Here is a 16,500-nt window from a genome sequence, read left to right as displayed (position 1 = left end):
CGACCGCGTAGCGTACCCCTACACTGTAATAGTTTTACAGAATAAATAATTATTGGGAATTCGCGTGTCGAAAAAAAAGTTTTGACACCCTAATAACGGTTCAAACCGTTGATATATCAATATTTATAGAGGGAGGAAGCAATTATGACTATTTTTATCGGCGGGGCGTGGCCTTATGCTAATGGGTCACTGCATTTAGGGCATATAACAGCTTTATTACCAGGAGATATTTTAGCGAGGTATTTCAGACAGAAAGGAGAACAAGTACTGTACGTATCAGGTAGTGACTGTTATGGTACACCGATATCAATCCGAGCAAATCAAGAAAATACAACAGTTGAAGCAATTGCAAACCGGTATCACAAAGAATTTGTGGAGTGTTTTCAAGAGTTAGGTTTTTCCTATGATTTGTACACTCGTACAGATGCTGAACATCATCACAAGTCAGTGCAGGCCCTGTTTTTACAACTACTTGACAATGGATATCTTTACAAAAAGACGATTGAACAGGCGTATTGTGAAACAGATCAACAGTTTTTACCAGATCGTTTTGTAGAAGGTATTTGCCCGAATTGCGGTGCGAAAGCCAGGGGAGACCAATGTGATAATTGTTCTGCTATTTTAGATCCGCTTGATTTAATTGATAAGCGCTGTAAAATCTGTGGGAACGCGCCAGCGATTAAAGAAACAGAGCATTTTTATTTTTCGTTTAGTCAGTTCCAGAAACCTTTAGAAGCCTTTGTAGCGAAAGCGCAACAGGAAAATAGATGGCGTGAAAATGCGATTTCTTTAACAACTAGATATTTACAAGAGGGTGTGCCTGACCGAGCAGTTACGCGTGATTTGCCAAACGGAGTTGAAGTTCCGATACAAGGTTTTAAAGGTAAAAAAATTTATGTGTGGATTGAAGCGGTGGCAGGCTATTTAACTGCAAGTATTGAGTGGGCTAAGCAACATGACGAAAATATAAAAGATTGGTGGAATGATGAAACCATTTCTTATTATATTCATGGAAAGGATAATATTCCTTTTCATTCGGTTATTTGGCCATCTATTCTTATGGGCATCAATAATCCTGCATTACCTACACATATCATTTCGAATGAGTATTTAACATTGGAAAAACAGAAGCTATCAACTAGTAAAAATTGGGCTGTCTGGATTCCAGATATATTGGAGAGATATGATGCGGACTCTATCCGTTATTTTTTAACCATTAATGCTCCTGAAAGCCGCGATACTGATTTTTCATGGCGCGAATTTGTGTATAGTCATAATAGCGAATTACTTGGTGCATATGGTAATTTTGTCAATCGTACGTTAAAGTTTATCGAAAAATATTATCATGGTAAAACACCCGAAGGTAAGATAAATTCTGATATTAGAGCTAAAGTCGTGAAACTTTATGAAGAAGTCGGATCACTTATCATGAAGGGGGATTTAAAAAGATCATTAGAGGATATCTTTGAGTTTGTACGATATGCAAATAAATATTTTGATGAGCAGAAACCATGGATTCAAATTAAAGAAGATGTCCCTTTATCTAATCAAACGATGGCTAATTGTATCTATATCATTTCAAATCTTGCCCAGCTGCTGAACCCTTTTCTTCCTTTTTCAAGTAAGAAAGTTCAAGAAATGTTAGGATTAGATGAATTAAGCTGGAAAGAAGTAGAGGTATCTTCCATTTTTCTTAACGAAATTAATCAACTTTATAACAGAATCGAATTAGAAAAAATTGAGGAAGAATTAGAGAAATTAAATAAAGGTGTTTTATAATGGTAAACACGATCTCTTGATGAGAGGTGTGAAAAAAGATTAACAGGGTCTCTAAAAATCCTTTGTAATGGATCAGTCAAGACCGTTTGTTCTTCTCCGACTGGTTGGTTTTGCATTACTCCAGTGAGAGGCAAATTGATTAAAGCGAAGCTCGATCAAATCTGGGCGCAAATATGCAAAGGAGTATTTGATTGAAAGCTACAAAGAATGGTCACTTATCTTTTGGGATATCACAATAAGATTAGGAATGTTTGTCATGGGTAGCACCAGATGTTCATTTAGATTGGATTATGAACATCCGGACAAAACGTAAAAAAAGTATTTGAGCTCTGTTTTTTGATGCAAAAGCTGATGTAAAATAAAAGAAAATATAGGAGAGAGTTATGGTGGAGATTCGAAAATTAAATATGAATGAAGAACCTCCCATGGATTTATTGTTATTAGCTGATCCTTCTCCAAAACATGTTCAGGAATATGTGCAAAGGGGAGAATGCTTTATAGCCGAGATGGGTAATGACATTATTGGAGTATATGTACTTCTTCCTACACGACCTGAAACGGTCGAGTTAGTGAACATTGCTGTGTTGGAAGATCATCATGGGAAAGGGATTGGAAAAAAGCTAATGATGAATGCTATTCAAATAGCAAAATCAAAAGGATACAAAACAATGGAAGTAGGTACTGGCAATTCAAGCATAGCCCAATTGGCTTTTTACCAAAAATGTGGTTTCAGAATCACTGGTGTCGACATAGACTTTTTTATTAGGCGATACACAGAAGAGATTTTTGAATCTGGAATACAATGTAAAGATATGGTTCGCTTATCTCAAGAGTTATAATATTTAAATGGAGAACTACGGTCGAATTCTTTACTGATATACCTCCCTATCAAATGTTTTTTTACTTTTTTTGTTTAAAACGGGAATTTATACATTTAAGTTTTAAGGGAAAAGGAGTTAGGTTATGGTTAAACGATTTTCTATGGTGTTTTTAACGATGATATTATCTGTCGTTATTGTGTTATTAGCCGCTAAAAATCCAACGGGGCCTAATACTGTCTCGTTCGATGAGCCAGCTATTTTATGGCTATCTATCGGAATATTAGTAGTGCTATTTTTACCACCTTTGGTTTTATCATTCTTTAATCATCTAGTTGTAAAAATTATTTCTGCGATTTATCAAGCCTTTATAGTTCTTAGTTTTATCGCCCTTATTCCTATAGGGTTTATAGGTTCTGGTTTTTGGGTAACTGTTATTGCTATTGTAGGTACTATTGTTAGTATTTGTAGTATCATCGTTACGATCTTAGTGGGTTTAAAAAAGAGAAATTTAGCTATTAATTAAAAAATGGTCCTGATTTTAATCAGATGCACTTTTATGTTTGATGTGTTTTGGAAGTTGAAACTAGTTTTATCTAATTTTTGAGCCTAGGGCTTTGTACAGATATTCAGAGAAAAGCTCGATAAAATCTGGATGCAAATAAGCTAAGACATATTTGATATAGGTAGCAAAATTAAAAACCCAAAGAATGTTGATTTTACAGCATTCTTTGGGTTTTTATCTTTTCTGAGCAGGTCCTATGAGGTTAGAAATGAGAAACTCATCGTAACATTATTCAAGTGACGAGGAGCCGGAAGTCGCTAGGATGTCCTGAAGCATGACCAGTTACTTGGAAGAAGATGCATATAACAAGATCTTGTACTGTAATGTTGCTGCAATTAAATTATAGGTTCAAAAAATAATAAAGAATAAGTGCGAGTCCGATTCCAGTCAATCCTCCAAAGAATACTTCTACTGGTTTATGTCCAAGCAGTTCTTTCAATTCATCCCTTTTTTCATTTTTTGGTTTTTCGGGCCAATCCTTTGCTTCTTCTATAAAACGCTGAAAGTCGGAAGTAAGCTGATTTAATACAACCGCGTGTTCACCAGCCTGTCTTCGCACTCCTGTTGCATCGAACATAACAATTATGGCAAAAACAGCAGATACCGCAAAAATGGGTGATCCAAGTCCTTCCTGAAGAGCAATCCCGGTTGAAAGGGCAGTTACTGCTGCGGAGTGGGAGCTGGGCATTCCACCTGTTGAGGTCAGCAAGGACCAATCCCATTTTCTTGTGACAATGAAATGGAGGGGAACTTTCACAAACTGAGCAAAGAAGATTGCTGTGAGAGCAAACCAAAGAGGGAAATTTAAAAACAGATCCATCAATTGACACCCTTTCTTGTTGAGGAAACAATAAAACGCCTATTTTTTCATTGTTTTATTATGTAGGCTATGTCTAGCCCTGAGCTCGCAATGTCAGAGTTTTTGGTTGTTTTAAGCCTTGTTTGGCTGAGACGCAATGGTAATGAGTAAAGCGATTGGACGTGAGTGTTCAGATGATCCAGTATCAAAGGATGAAATGGCTATTAAAGATATAGAATGCTTTCTTCGACAGTGTCCAACAGGTAAGGGTATCACATAACCTTGTCCGAGTATATTCACTTTTGTTCAAAGTAAAGAAAGTAGACAATTTTTATTGTTAATCAGATTTCCGTGTCTAGCTCTGACGTACAGGACGTAAAGCACAAGATGTGGCAGCTTGAGGTTCTTCATCTCTTGTCTGGCTGTGAGTGCCATTGTGCTTAAGGTATAAGCCAATCGCTCCTGGAGGTAAACTACGCCTTCTGCAACGCTCGTCTTATGCTTGGTAGCTGCTAGGCAGGTACCAAGCACTTCCTTCTCCTTTATCTAGATTGGAGGATGTCGACTAAGTTTGCCACTCCTGTGGCAACGACGCACCAACATCCTGTTGGCACAGTTTGTACGTCGCTAAACGGAGCCCTTGCGATTTTCTTATTGATCATTTCTATATTACCACAACAGTTTAAAAAGAAATCATCCTTTTGGAAAACTCGAAACTCCCGAATATTTCCTCTATAATCTTAACCAAAGGAGTGGTTTGCATTGTTTTATATCTCACATGGAAATCCATTTGAAAGTGACCAGGAATGTATGTTGATCGGTTTGCTTGATCAACCGAAAAAGTTTACAGCAGGATTGCAACAGCTTGATCATGCTTTTCAGGGGAAGCTGACAGAGCTTGTAAAAACAGGTGATATTTCTGCCAAATATAAATCAGTCACGGTCTTACATAGCTTAGGTAATACACCTGTTAAGCGATTTATTTTTATCGGGTTGGGAAAAGAAAAAGAGCTGACAGTTGAAAGGCTGCGGGAAGTAGTCGGAAAGGCATCAAAGAAATTAAGGGATTTACGAGTGAAGTCATTTTCCATCGCATTGGACACATTAATCGCAGGTGACATTTCTGTTGAAGAAACGGCTTGGACTGTGAGTGAAGCCTATACAATGGCTTCATATGAATTTGACGGTTATAGAAAAAAATCCAATGAACCAGAGGTCTTTATTGATACCGTGACTGTTTTTACAAATGCAGATAGAAAGAAAATTGACTCGGCTGTGAACACAGGATGGATATTCGGCATAGGGGTAAACCATGCAAGAACACTTGTAAATAAACCGAGTAATCTGTTGCGGCCTTCCGATTTAGCTGCATATGCAGCTGAATTGGCAGACGAATATGGCTTTGAAATAGAGCTTTTAGAAAAAAAGGAAATTGAAAAACTTGGAATGGGAGCATTCCTTGCGGTAAATCAGGGATCCGAAGAACCACCCTTTATGATTGTATTGAAGTACCAAGGAAAAACGGATTGGACAGATGTTCTTGGATTGGTAGGAAAAGGGATAACATTTGATACCGGAGGATATTCCATCAAACCAAAAGATGGAATAGTCGGGATGAAAACAGATATGGGCGGTGCAGCTTCTGTACTGGGGGCCATGGAAGTGATTGGCCGTATCAAACCTGAACAGAATGTAGTTGCTGTCATTCCAGCTACAGATAATGTTATCAGTGAAAAAGCATTTAAGCCGGACGATGTCATCACATCAATGAATGGAAAAACAATTGAGGTGTTGAACACAGATGCGGAAGGACGCCTCGTTCTGGCAGATGCTATCACCTATGCGAAAATGCATGGTGCGGACCGCCTGGTGGATGTGGCTACTTTGACCGGTGGAGTTATCATTGCACTCGGTCTTGATAAAACGGGAGCCATCACGAATAATGAGGAATTTTATCAAGAAGTGAAAGAAGCATCGAACAGGACAGGTGAATTTATGTGGCAGTTGCCTTACACAGAAAATGATAAGAAAAGGGTGCGTTCCAGCAAGATTGCCGATCTAAATAATTCACCTGGTAGGGAAGGGCATGCTATCATGGGCGGAGCGTTCATCGGAGAATTTGTGGAAAATACCCCATGGGTTCATTTAGATATTGCTGGAACTGCAACATCTGACCGGGAAAACGATCTTGGGCCTTCAGGAGCTACTGGAGTGATGGTACGGACTCTCGCTATGCTTGCAATTGGAGAAAACACGCAAAGATAATGGACGGAACGGGCTTGTTTTTATGAAATTTGCCCATGGCATCTGTGCATTTGCCGCATAAACAGGTATAGAGGAGCTTTGAGCTCTTATATAAAAGGAGGCTACCTGTAATGATGTACTATCGAAATGTGGACCCTTATGCTGAAAGCCGCTTTTTCTTCGGCGCTCCCTTATTAGGCGGTTTTATCGGCGGCTTAATAGGAGGCGGTATTGGAGCGGGTATCGGAAGTGCTATATTCAGGCCCCGTCCATTTATTCCGTATGGCCCGGTTCCTTACGGGGGAGCCCCATTCGGTTATGGTGCACCTTATGGTTTTGGAGCACCTTATGGCTATGGAGCGCCATTTGGATCCCCATATGGTTTTTGATTTCTAACTGTCGATTGGCAGTCTTATGATATTCCATTTGCCCGTCGGTAGAAATAGCCGGAGGGCTTTCTTCTTTTAAAAAAGGGTTATATCAGTATAAAATTTATAGATGAAAATATATTTGGAGGACTCCAGATGAGACATAAAGGATTGCATCAATCTTTAGGAATAGAACTCGTTGAAATTGGAGAGGGAAGAGTTGTAGCAACAATGCCGGTGGATGAACGTACAAGGCAGCCTTATGGATATTTACATGGCGGCGCATCTGTTGCATTGGCGGAAACGGCAGCCAGTGTTGGAACTGCCGCTTTGATTGACTTGAAAAAAGAGGTTTGCTTCGGTTTGGAAATTAATGCTAATCACGTACGGCCTAAAAAGGACGGGCTGGTGACAGCCACAGCTGAGGCAGTGCATCGTGGGAAGACAACTATGGTTTGGGATATTCGGATAAGGGACGAAAAGGACCGCTTAATTTGCATTTCAAGATGTACAGTGGCTGTTGTGCCTAAAGGGCTGCCCGATAATGAATAAGTCGTACAGCGGTAAGAAAAAGAGACTGTTTGAAGGAAATACTATGAGATTATAGGTTATATGGAAATGATAATTGATCAAGATTTACTTGTACTTTTCTTATCTCTAGCAATAAATTTATCGCTTGATATAATTTATTTACATACTTTTTGAAGGGTGGAGGTAAGGGTGAGGAAACCGGAACATGGATTGACCGGTATTCAGGAAGAAGATTTTATAAAGTGGGATTTGGCAACACTTTCTAAGGCAATCCGAAATAAGCAGCTATCCCCAGTTGATGTAACGCGTCAGTTGTTGAAAAAGATTAATGAAGAGGATAGCCAGTTCAATTCTTTTATCACTGTTACAGCTGAAGAAGCAATTGAGCAGGCGAAAAAGGCTGAACGTGAAATCAAGGACGGAGAATTAAGAGGCCCCCTTCATGGAATTCCCATTGCAATAAAGGATAATGTCTATACTGAGGGTATTACAACTACAATGGGCTCAGCTATTTTTAAAGATTATACCCCTGACCATGATGCGACGGTGATAAAAAAGCTAAAAGAAGCCGGTGCGATTTTTTTAGGGAAAGTGAATATGCACGAAGTAGCTTATGGGACATCTGGAGACCGTTCGTTTGCAGGTCCAGTTAGGAATCCCCACAACACCAATAAAATTACAGGAGGCTCCAGCAGTGGTTCAGGAGCGGCTTTAGCTGCTTCGTTTTGTTTTGGTGCTCTTGGGACAGACACTGGAGGATCTATCAGGATTCCAGCTTCCTTTACCGGAGTTGTTGGAATGAAGCCGACATTTGGGAGAGTGAGTAATTTTGGCGTTTTTCCACTTGGATGGACACTTGATCATGTCGGACCAATGAGTAAAACTGTTCGCGACAATGCTATTTTGATGAATGTGCTTGCAGGTTATGATAAAAAAGATCCATATTCAATCGAGATACCGACAGAAGACTATACTGCTTTAATCGGAACGGACATAAAAGGAGCGGCAATCGGGATTCCTTCAGGAGATTTCTTCAAAGGAGTGGAGCCTGAGGTTGAGGATCATTACCTAAAGGCGATTAAGAAGCTTGAGGATGTTGGTGCAGAAATCAGACTGGTTAATCTTCCTGACATGGAGGAAATACTTACTGCTTTTAGGACAACTTTAACAAGCGAAGCCTATACCCTCCATGAAAAAAGGCTACAAGAATTTTCAAGTGAGTGGGACGATGAAGTTCGTTCACGCTTATTGACAGCCAAAGATACGCATGCCACACAATATATCGCGGCACAGCAAATCAAAAAACAAGCTATCAGAGGATTTGAAAAGGTTTTTACAGAAGTGGATATTATAGTCACTCCAACTGTCCCTATCCTCCCTGTAAATATAGGTCAGCGTGAAATCACTATGAACGGTTCGACTATTCATAGCAGTCTGGTACTTAATCGATTTACTGGTCCGTTTAACCTAACTGGATTACCAAGTCTATCCATGCCATGCGGCTCTTCGAAAACTGGACTTCCAATCGGGATTCAATTGATCGGCAGAGCTTTCGATGAGGCAAATATTTATCGCTTTGCTTCGCTGTTGGAGCAGTCTCTATAAGAAAAATGATCCCGCCCCATAGCCTATTTTTTTATCAGCTATGGGCGGGATCTCTATTTGTCTCTGTTCAAATCATCCTGTACACTTCGTTCTGACAATTTGACTCCAGTATTATATGCTGCCCGGCTGATTACATGTCCTGCAACAGGAGCGGTAATGAATATCAGCACGATTCCAAGCAAAATGCGAGAGTGAATGATACCTTCATGATGGTAAAAGAAAAGAAGGGCGCCTATCAAGGTGGACATTACTCCAAGCGTTGTTGATTTAGAGGCCGCATGGTTTCTAGTGTATACATCTGGCAGTCTCATGACCCCAAAAGAAGAAACAAGGCTTAAAAACACACCAATCAGTATAAACGCGGCTATGATGATTTCAGCGGTTACGCTCATATTCGACGATGACTCCCTTCTCCAGGAATTTCGAGAAAGCTACTGTTCCGATGAAAGAAAGAATTCCCAGCAGCAGGATGACATCAAGGTAGGCACTTGTCGCAAGCAGCATTGACATGAGTGCTGTAATAGCAATCAAATTGATTCCCATGGAATCCAATGCAATAACCCGGTCCGGAGTTGAGGGGCCTTTAATTAAACGAATTAATAGTATGAAGGAGGACACCGCAAACCCTAACAGAGCTATTTTGATTATGATTTCCAGCATCAGCGGCTCACCTCCATAATTGCCTTTTCAAATGAATTTCTTATATCCTCAATCGCTTCTTCTGCATCTTCTATGTCCATGGCGTGCACATATAGAATTTTATTATCTGGGGACAAGTCTACAACAAGTGTCCCTGGTGTCAATGTAATTAAGTTCGCCAGCAAAGTGACTTCCCAATCCGAAGTTAACCTTGTTTCCATCGCGAAAATGCCCGGCTGAATATCCAATTTCGGACTTAGTACTACTTTTAGCACAGCCAGATTAGATAATAACAGCTCCCTTAAAAAGATTAGTATCAGCTTGATGATGGAAAAGAGGCGATAAACGTAAAATCTTGATGAAAAAAACCTGCGCATAAAAAATATGACAAACGCGCCAAGCAGATAGCCGACGATAAAAGTGGACAATTCCATCGAGCTTTCAAAAAACATCCACGTAATAGCGAGCAAAAAGTTCAGTAATATTTGAAATGCCAAGGGACACTCTTCCTCCTTTGCGCAGTCATTCCGAAATTAATGTAACATCATCATCCTGTTCCGAATGCTAGGAAATCCTAATACAGTTGTCTGCCGAAACCGCAGGACGTGGCAGTGTGAAACTGGCCTGTCCGGATTAGCATAACCATTTCTTTAGAAATGGATTGTTTACTGTAAGAATCAAGATGTTTGTGTATTTCCTAAAACAGCATCAATGTACACAGCTGGATCGATCAATACTTCAACAGCTTGGGTTATATACATATTCATCCATTCAGAGAAGAATCCATAAGAAATGGATGAGATGACGAGAATGATAATCGGAAATAACATGCTTCCAATCTTTAACTCCGGCTTTTTCATACTACCAGCAGGATCGCCCCAAAATCCATTGATGAACACCCGCATTAGTGAATAGAGAACGAATAGGCTGGACATCAAGATAATCAAAGCTCCCACTATATCTCCTTTTGAAAAACCGCCATTCACAATCAAGATTTTGCCAACAAACCCGCTAAGCGGCGGGATTCCGGCGAGAGCCAGCACAGAGATGAAAAAGGACCATCCAAGCAATGGATAATGTTTGAGCAATCCACTGAATTTCGTATAATCGCTGGAGCCGGTAATAGAAACAATGAGCCCCACCAAAAGGAAGAGTACTGCTTTGATGATCATATCATGAATTAGGTAAAAAACAGAGCCAGTGAGGGCGTCAGCATTCATTGCTCCAATTCCGTAAGTGATGACCCCGATGGCAATGATAATGTTATAGATAACAATCTTTTTCATATCTTTATAGGCAATGGCCGCAATCGATCCAAGAATAACAGTAATTAATGATAGGACGGTCAATAGTTCATGTGTAAACCCTGTATCATGGTAGAAAAACAGTGTATAGGTCCTTAAAATAGAGTAGACTCCCACTTTCGTAAGCAGTGCTCCGAACAACGCCATAATTGGAGCGGGCGGTGCATAATACGCACCAGGGAGCCAAAAGAACAGCGGAAAAATGGCTCCTTTCAGGCCGAAAACGATGAGGAAAAGGACAGCAAGGACTGTTAAAATAGCCGGCTGATCCACTTCGGCAATCCGCTGTGAAATATGTGCCATGTTCAGTGTCCCGACAATGGAATATAAATAGGCGACAGCTATGACAAATAAAGCCGATGAAGTAATATTCACTAAAATATATTTGATCGATTCTCGAAGCTGGATTTTTGTACCTCCAATCACCAGGAGAACGTATGAAGACATGAGCATGACCTCGAAGAAAACGAACATGTTAAATATATCTCCCGTTGTAAAGGCTCCATTCACCCCGACAACGAGGAATTGAACAACAGGATAGTAGAAGCTCCGTTCCCTTTCCTTTCCAATTGACTGAAAAGAAAAAAGGATGCAGCAAAGTGTAATTAGAGACGTAGCGGTCACAAGAAGGGCAGACAGCATATCCGATACAAGTGTAATTCCAAATGGTGCTTCCCAGCTTCCTAGGTTTAATGTTTGAATCCCTTCATGATAAACAGTACGGACAAGAATAATGGATGCTGTCAGTCCTCCTGCCGCTGCGATAGTGGAAATCCACCGCTGTATAACAATATTTTTTTGAAAAAAGATTAATATAACGGCAGTCACGAATGGAATGATGATAGGTAATATGAGCAAGTTAATCATTTATTCTGTTCCTCTCATCTCGTCTATGTTATCTGTCCCAAGCTCCTGGTAGGCTCTGTAGGCCAAAACGAGGAAAAAGGCTGTTACGCCAAAGCTAATGACAATCGCTGTTAAGATCAATGCTTGCGGAATTGGGTCTGTATAAGCATTCGCCTGTTCGCCAAGTAGGGGCACAGTTCCTTTTTTTAAACCGGCCATTGTCAAAAGCAGTAAATGAGCTCCATGGCTTAATAGACCGGTTCCGATAATAATGCGGAGAAGGCTTTTAGATAACATTAGATAAACGGCACTTGCAAATAAGAAGCCGATCAATACTGACATGAATATTTCCATTATTCTCCCTCCCCGATCGTTTGGATGATGGTCATTGTTGAGCCGACGACAGCTAAATATACTCCTATATCAAACAATACCGCAGTATTGAGATGTAATTCGCCGAGAATTGGAATGGTCCATTCACCAAATGCATGTGTTAGAAATGGAATATCGAAAAGCAAAGAACCAAGTCCTGTCCCAACTGCGAACAATAGCCCAACTGCCACTGCTATTTTAAAGTCGATTGGCAGACTGTTAGCGACTGTTTTTATATCATAAGCGAGCAGCAGTAGAACGATAGCTCCTGAGGTCAGAAGCCCGCCAACAAAACCGCCGCCTGGATTGTTATGCCCGGCAAAAAATATATGAAGGGCGAACATCAAAATGATGAAGGAAACAAATTTAGTCACCGTCTGTAAGATGATGTCATTCGTTTTCACTGGTCTTCCCTCCTAGACAGGCGGAGCTTAATCATGCCGTAAATACCGAGGGCTGCGATGCCGAGAACGGCAATTTCAAACATGGTATCAAATCCCCTAAAGTCGACAAGTATGACATTGACCATATTGAATCCGCCTGCTTTTTCCGCGGTATTTTCAACATAGTATTGAGAAATTGATTCAAATAGCCTATTGCTTAATGCTGAAAAGGCGATGATCGTAACAATCACTCCGACGCCTGCTGCTACAAGAGCATTTGTCAGTTTGAAACCGATCCGTTCCTCTTTACGGTTGATTTTTGGCAAGTGATAAAATGCGAGCAAAAATAACGCGACGGAAATAGTTTCAATGACAAGCTGTGTTAACACAAGATCCGGCGCTCTGAACAGCACAAAGAATAGTGCGACAGTATAGCCAACGGCTCCTAAAGCAATAATCGACGTTAATCTTGATTTGGCTACTAGAATTGTTATAGATGCACCAAAAATAATGATCCCGAGCACCACTTCATATAATCCAATGGGCGCCAAGCCTTCTGTCGTAAAGGAAAAGGCATCTTTTCTTATAATAGAAAACGCCAGTATTCCGACAAAGGAGATAAGTATATAGATCATGTACGTTCGGATGGAGCCGTTCATATAAGAATTAGTCAGACCGCGGGATCCGCTTTCAGCCCGAATAAGACTTTGGTCATAAAAATAGTTAAGTGACAGTTTCTCCGGAAACCGCCTATATATTTTTTCCCATTTGGGCAGTGACACATATAAGAAAGCTCCAAAAATAATGATGCCTATTGTCATATACAATTCGGGAGTAAAACCGTGCCAAAAGCTGATGTGCGAATTGTATTCCTGCCCCGCATCAATTAGTGCTGGCGCGATGGCTTTAGCCGCTGGCTCGATGATGGATGCCGAAAGGATGTTTGGAAAAAATCCGAATACAACGACAAGCGCTCCCAAAATAATAGGTGGGAGAAGCATGCCAAATGGTGCTTCATGCGGCTTCTTTTCCAGTTTTTCCGGTTTAAAGTCTCCAGTGAACGTTTTAAACAGAAGCAGCATGCTGTAAACAAATGTAAAGACACTTCCAATCCAAGCAATTACAGGAAACAATACACCCCAAGTATCCATGTTGAAAATATCAAGAGACATTACATTCACCATAGCTGCTAAAAACATTTCTTTACTCAAAAACCCGTTAAAAGGAGGCAGTCCAGCCATTGAAAATGTTCCAATCAATGCGATAGTGAAAGTGATGGGCATGATCTGCATCAACCCTCCAAGTTTTCTTATATCGCGTGTACCTGTTTCATGGTCCACAATCCCAACAACCATGAACAGACTGCCTTTGAAAGTAGCGTGGTTGATCAAATGAAATACGGCGGCAAAAGTAGCAGCCATATATAAATTGTCATCCAAAAAACTATAATGGAGAGCAGCGGCTCCCACTCCAAGAAGAGACATGATCAATCCGAGCTGGCTCACTGTTGAATAAGCTAAAATCGCTTTTAAATCTGTTTGCTTTACCGCGTTAAAAGAAGCCCACGCTAAAGTGAAAATACCGAAACCAGCCACAAGCCAGAACCATGTTCCCTGTACTGCAAAAATTGGACTTAAACGGGCGACCAAGTAAATGCCGGCTTTTACCATTGTTGCTGAATGGAGGTAGGCGCTTACCGGAGTTGGTGCTTCCATTGCATCTGGCAGCCAAATATGGAATGGGAACTGAGCGGATTTAGTGAAAGCCCCTAATAAAACTAGGACTAATGCAGGGGTGAAAAATGGATCGGCAGTTATTTCCGATGCCATGGAAACGATGTCCCTTATACTGAAGGAGCCTGTCATCAAATAAAGGAGCAGGAAGCCCCCAAGCATTGCTAATCCTCCGAAAACAGTAATTAGCATGGATTTTTGTGCCCCATAACGTGAACGTTCTTTATGGTACCAATAACCAATCAAAAGAAAGGAAGAGAAGGAAGTAAGCTCCCAAAAAGTATAAAGAACAATCAGATTATCTGATAGAACCACACCAAGCATAGCTCCCATAAACATGAGTAAATAAACGTAAAAGCTCCCCAAATCCTCTTTTTCTTTTGAAAGATAATAGATTGAATAAAGGGCAACTAATGAGCCGATACCTGTAATTAACAAGGTGAATAATAAACTGAGTCCATCTACATAGACTGTAAAATTGATACCAAGTGAAGGAATCCAATCTATGGTTTCTTGTATTTCATAGTCGCGAATATCTGGCAATAACTGCAGAAAATAAATGAATAGGATGATGGATAGGCCGAAGACGAACCAGCCTGTATGTATGAGGCGCAATCTTTTAAATAGAAACGGAATGAAAATTGCAAGCAGCAGTGGTGCAAAGATTGCAATATGTAAAAGTGACAAAACATCTCCCCCTTCAGTTCCATATAAACCTGAAATGTCACAAATATTGACTCACAGAAATTATAGCGTAGTTATTTACCTGTTTCATGGCTGTCAGTTGAAAAGCATTTTTTTGCTTCTGAAGATATTAAATAGGTAGAGATGCATCTAACCATCTAAAAATGTCATAAAATGTTCACAAATAAAAAAGGGGAATTTCACCGGGAATTGCAGATATATTGACAAAAAAAGAAGCATCTTTTTTAGGATGCTCCCCTTTTCTTTAAACAATTAATAAAGTATAAAATTAGATGAAATATTTTGTTCACATTAAGGTTTAATATGTCTAGCTACAGGCGCCATCGGCTCGAGGTCACAAGTCAAATTGCTGTGGTGGCTGAAGAACTGCCTCCTCGCAATTCGCCTTGTGCTTGTCGCCTAAGCTGCGCGCCTTTCGCTTTTCTTTAATATATTTCCTTTATTTTTGCCTCGCTTTGTTTAGAGCTCCACCATAACACTCCGAAAGCCAGAAGAAATAAAAATCCGGTTACGTAAAAAACGGAGGAAATGCCTATATATCCTGACAAAACACCGCCGATTACCGGGCCAACCACATTACCCAGGAAACGGAAACTTTGATTATAACCAAGGACTTCTCCTTGAAGCTCAAAAGGTGCTTCGGTTCTAATGTAAGCCGTAATGCATGGAAGCATTCCACCGACAGCCATTCCAAAAAGGAATCTCAAAATAACCAACTGCCAAAGATCCGTGACAAGAGCTTGTGGAACGATTAGCACAGCCGACAGTACGAGCAAAATCATCAATACTTTATCAAAACCGATTTCATCGCCAAGTTTTCCCCATTTCCTTGTGAGAAGCAAGTTGCCGAATCCTGTTGCTGAAAAGGCAAGTCCGGATAAAAAGGCGACACTGTCTGCTTTTGTCAGTTGACTTACATAAAGAGAGAGGAGTGGCTGTATGCTGAATAATCCTGCTTGGACTATGAACGCAATCGCCATGACGCTAACAAGCATCCTTCGCTGTAAAATTAGCTGGATGACGGCTTTTCTAGAAGGTCTCTCTTTTACTTTGTTCAAACCGTTTGACTTTTCAACAATTCCAAAAATCACGACCATCGTCGCTAGAACAATTGACAAGGAAGTGATGATAAACGTATATTGGAAGCCGAATGAATCTGCCATTACTCCACCGATAAGGGGGCCGAAAAGAGTTCCGGATACAGTCCCCATCTGTAAGGTTCCGAGCGTCTCACCCGCTTCTTTTTTCGGTGTTTGTTTCGCGATGAGCGCGATGGAAGTTGGAATGAAACCTGTGACAATTCCCATGACCAGCCTCAATAAAAAAAGTCCATGAACGTGATGCATGAACCCCATTAAGAAAATACTTGATGCAATTCCGAGGCCGTTAATGATCAAAATCGGCTTGAATCCGTATTTATCCCCAATTCGCCCCCAAATAGGAGACATGAAAAAAGCTGTGACAAATGTAACTCCGAAAATAAAACCTGACCAACGCTGAACATATTCGGCGCTAAAGTCTCCGAATGTACTGATATACAACGAAAGAAAAGGCAATACCATCGTCATACTGGCCGCAATAATAAAATTGCAGATCCACATGATCCATAAATTGCGTTTCTCGATACTGATAATAACACCTTCTCATTGTTATTTATTTCGTGTATCTAAATATAGTATACTTTAGTTCACTAGCGTTGCATAAACGATGTTTTAATATTCTGTAAGTATATCTTCCTGAAAAACGCTAAAAAAAGCAAAGCCTTAATCAGAGGTGGCACTGTCCATTTGGTAAAATTATACAATTAGG

At 40.3% G+C, this 16,500-nt stretch carries 16 protein-coding genes; 7 read left to right on the top strand and 9 right to left on the bottom strand.

Annotated features, from left to right (window positions below; all coding sequences use genetic code 11):
- Window positions 1-144: 144 nt before the first annotated feature.
- The 3 genes from metG (at window position 145) to H9631_RS20995 (ending at window position 3,123) form a co-directional block, all read left to right on the top strand.
- Window positions 145-1,779, top strand: coding sequence for a methionine--tRNA ligase (gene metG, locus H9631_RS21005; protein WP_191816221.1), 1,635 nt, complete (start codon window positions 145-147; stop codon window positions 1,777-1,779).
- 386 nt (window positions 1,780-2,165) lie between these two features.
- On the top strand, window positions 2,166-2,618 hold the full coding sequence (locus H9631_RS21000; protein ID WP_191816219.1) for a GNAT family N-acetyltransferase: 453 nt from the start codon (window positions 2,166-2,168) through the stop codon (window positions 2,616-2,618).
- Window positions 2,619-2,742: 124 nt separating this feature from the next.
- Complete coding sequence (locus H9631_RS20995; protein ID WP_191816217.1) at window positions 2,743-3,123, top strand: hypothetical protein; 381 nt, start codon at window positions 2,743-2,745, stop codon at window positions 3,121-3,123.
- Between the two features lie 379 nt (window positions 3,124-3,502).
- On the opposite strand, the gene H9631_RS20990 is transcribed toward H9631_RS20995, so the two are convergent.
- Entirely contained in the window at window positions 3,503-3,982 is a 480-nt protein-coding gene (locus tag H9631_RS20990) for a divergent PAP2 family protein (protein ID WP_191816215.1), read from the bottom strand.
- 741 nt (window positions 3,983-4,723) lie between these two features.
- Between H9631_RS20990 and H9631_RS20985 the strand changes: the two genes are divergently transcribed.
- The 4 genes from H9631_RS20985 to H9631_RS20970 all read left to right on the top strand — a co-directional run bounded on the left by H9631_RS20985 (window position 4,724) and on the right by H9631_RS20970 (window position 8,709).
- Window positions 4,724-6,226, top strand: coding sequence for a leucyl aminopeptidase (locus tag H9631_RS20985; RefSeq protein ID WP_191816213.1), 1,503 nt, complete (start codon window positions 4,724-4,726; stop codon window positions 6,224-6,226).
- 110 nt (window positions 6,227-6,336) lie between these two features.
- Window positions 6,337-6,594, top strand: a complete 258-nt coding sequence (locus H9631_RS20980; protein WP_191816211.1) for a hypothetical protein — start codon at window positions 6,337-6,339, stop codon at window positions 6,592-6,594.
- A gap of 135 nt (window positions 6,595-6,729) precedes the next feature.
- The gene (locus H9631_RS20975) at window positions 6,730-7,125 is read left to right on the top strand and encodes a hotdog fold thioesterase (protein WP_191816209.1); all 396 of its coding nucleotides are present in this window, start codon (window positions 6,730-6,732) and stop codon (window positions 7,123-7,125) included.
- 168 nt (window positions 7,126-7,293) lie between these two features.
- Window positions 7,294-8,709, top strand: a complete 1,416-nt coding sequence (locus tag H9631_RS20970) for an amidase (RefSeq protein ID WP_191816207.1) — start codon at window positions 7,294-7,296, stop codon at window positions 8,707-8,709.
- A gap of 53 nt (window positions 8,710-8,762) precedes the next feature.
- On the opposite strand, the gene mnhG is transcribed toward H9631_RS20970, so the two are convergent.
- The 8 genes from mnhG to H9631_RS20930 all read right to left on the bottom strand — a co-directional run bounded on the left by mnhG (window position 8,763) and on the right by H9631_RS20930 (window position 16,322).
- Window positions 8,763-9,101, bottom strand: coding sequence for a monovalent cation/H(+) antiporter subunit G (mnhG, locus tag H9631_RS20965; protein ID WP_160705851.1), 339 nt, complete (start codon window positions 9,099-9,101; stop codon window positions 8,763-8,765).
- Entirely contained in the window at window positions 9,085-9,369 is a 285-nt protein-coding gene (locus tag H9631_RS20960) for a Na(+)/H(+) antiporter subunit F1 (RefSeq protein WP_120116881.1), read from the bottom strand. Before H9631_RS20960 ends, mnhG begins: the two co-directional genes overlap by 17 nt.
- Complete coding sequence (locus tag H9631_RS20955; RefSeq protein WP_191816205.1) at window positions 9,369-9,845, bottom strand: Na+/H+ antiporter subunit E; 477 nt, start codon at window positions 9,843-9,845, stop codon at window positions 9,369-9,371. Before H9631_RS20955 ends, H9631_RS20960 begins: the two co-directional genes overlap by 1 nt.
- A 180-nt stretch (window positions 9,846-10,025) precedes the next feature.
- A complete protein-coding gene (locus H9631_RS20950) occupies window positions 10,026-11,519 on the bottom strand; it encodes a Na+/H+ antiporter subunit D (protein WP_191816203.1) in 1,494 nt (497 codons plus the stop codon).
- Complete coding sequence (locus H9631_RS20945) at window positions 11,520-11,852, bottom strand: Na(+)/H(+) antiporter subunit C (RefSeq protein ID WP_191816201.1); 333 nt, start codon at window positions 11,850-11,852, stop codon at window positions 11,520-11,522.
- Complete coding sequence (locus H9631_RS20940) at window positions 11,852-12,274, bottom strand: Na(+)/H(+) antiporter subunit B (protein WP_191816199.1); 423 nt, start codon at window positions 12,272-12,274, stop codon at window positions 11,852-11,854. Before H9631_RS20940 ends, H9631_RS20945 begins: the two co-directional genes overlap by 1 nt.
- Window positions 12,271-14,673, bottom strand: coding sequence for a Na+/H+ antiporter subunit A (locus tag H9631_RS20935; protein ID WP_191816197.1), 2,403 nt, complete (start codon window positions 14,671-14,673; stop codon window positions 12,271-12,273). The genes H9631_RS20940 and H9631_RS20935 overlap by 4 nt, the downstream gene beginning before the upstream one ends.
- 443 nt (window positions 14,674-15,116) lie before the next feature.
- On the bottom strand, window positions 15,117-16,322 hold the full coding sequence (locus H9631_RS20930) for an MFS transporter (protein ID WP_191816223.1): 1,206 nt from the start codon (window positions 16,320-16,322) through the stop codon (window positions 15,117-15,119).
- Window positions 16,323-16,500 lie beyond the last annotated feature (178 nt).

This window comes from Bacillus norwichensis (assembly GCF_014836955.1).
Taxonomy (GTDB): Bacteria; Bacillota; Bacilli; order Bacillales; family Bacillaceae_C; genus Siminovitchia; species Siminovitchia norwichensis.
The sequence above is the reverse complement of the archived record's forward strand: the minus strand, read 5'-3'. Positions and strand labels throughout refer to the sequence as shown.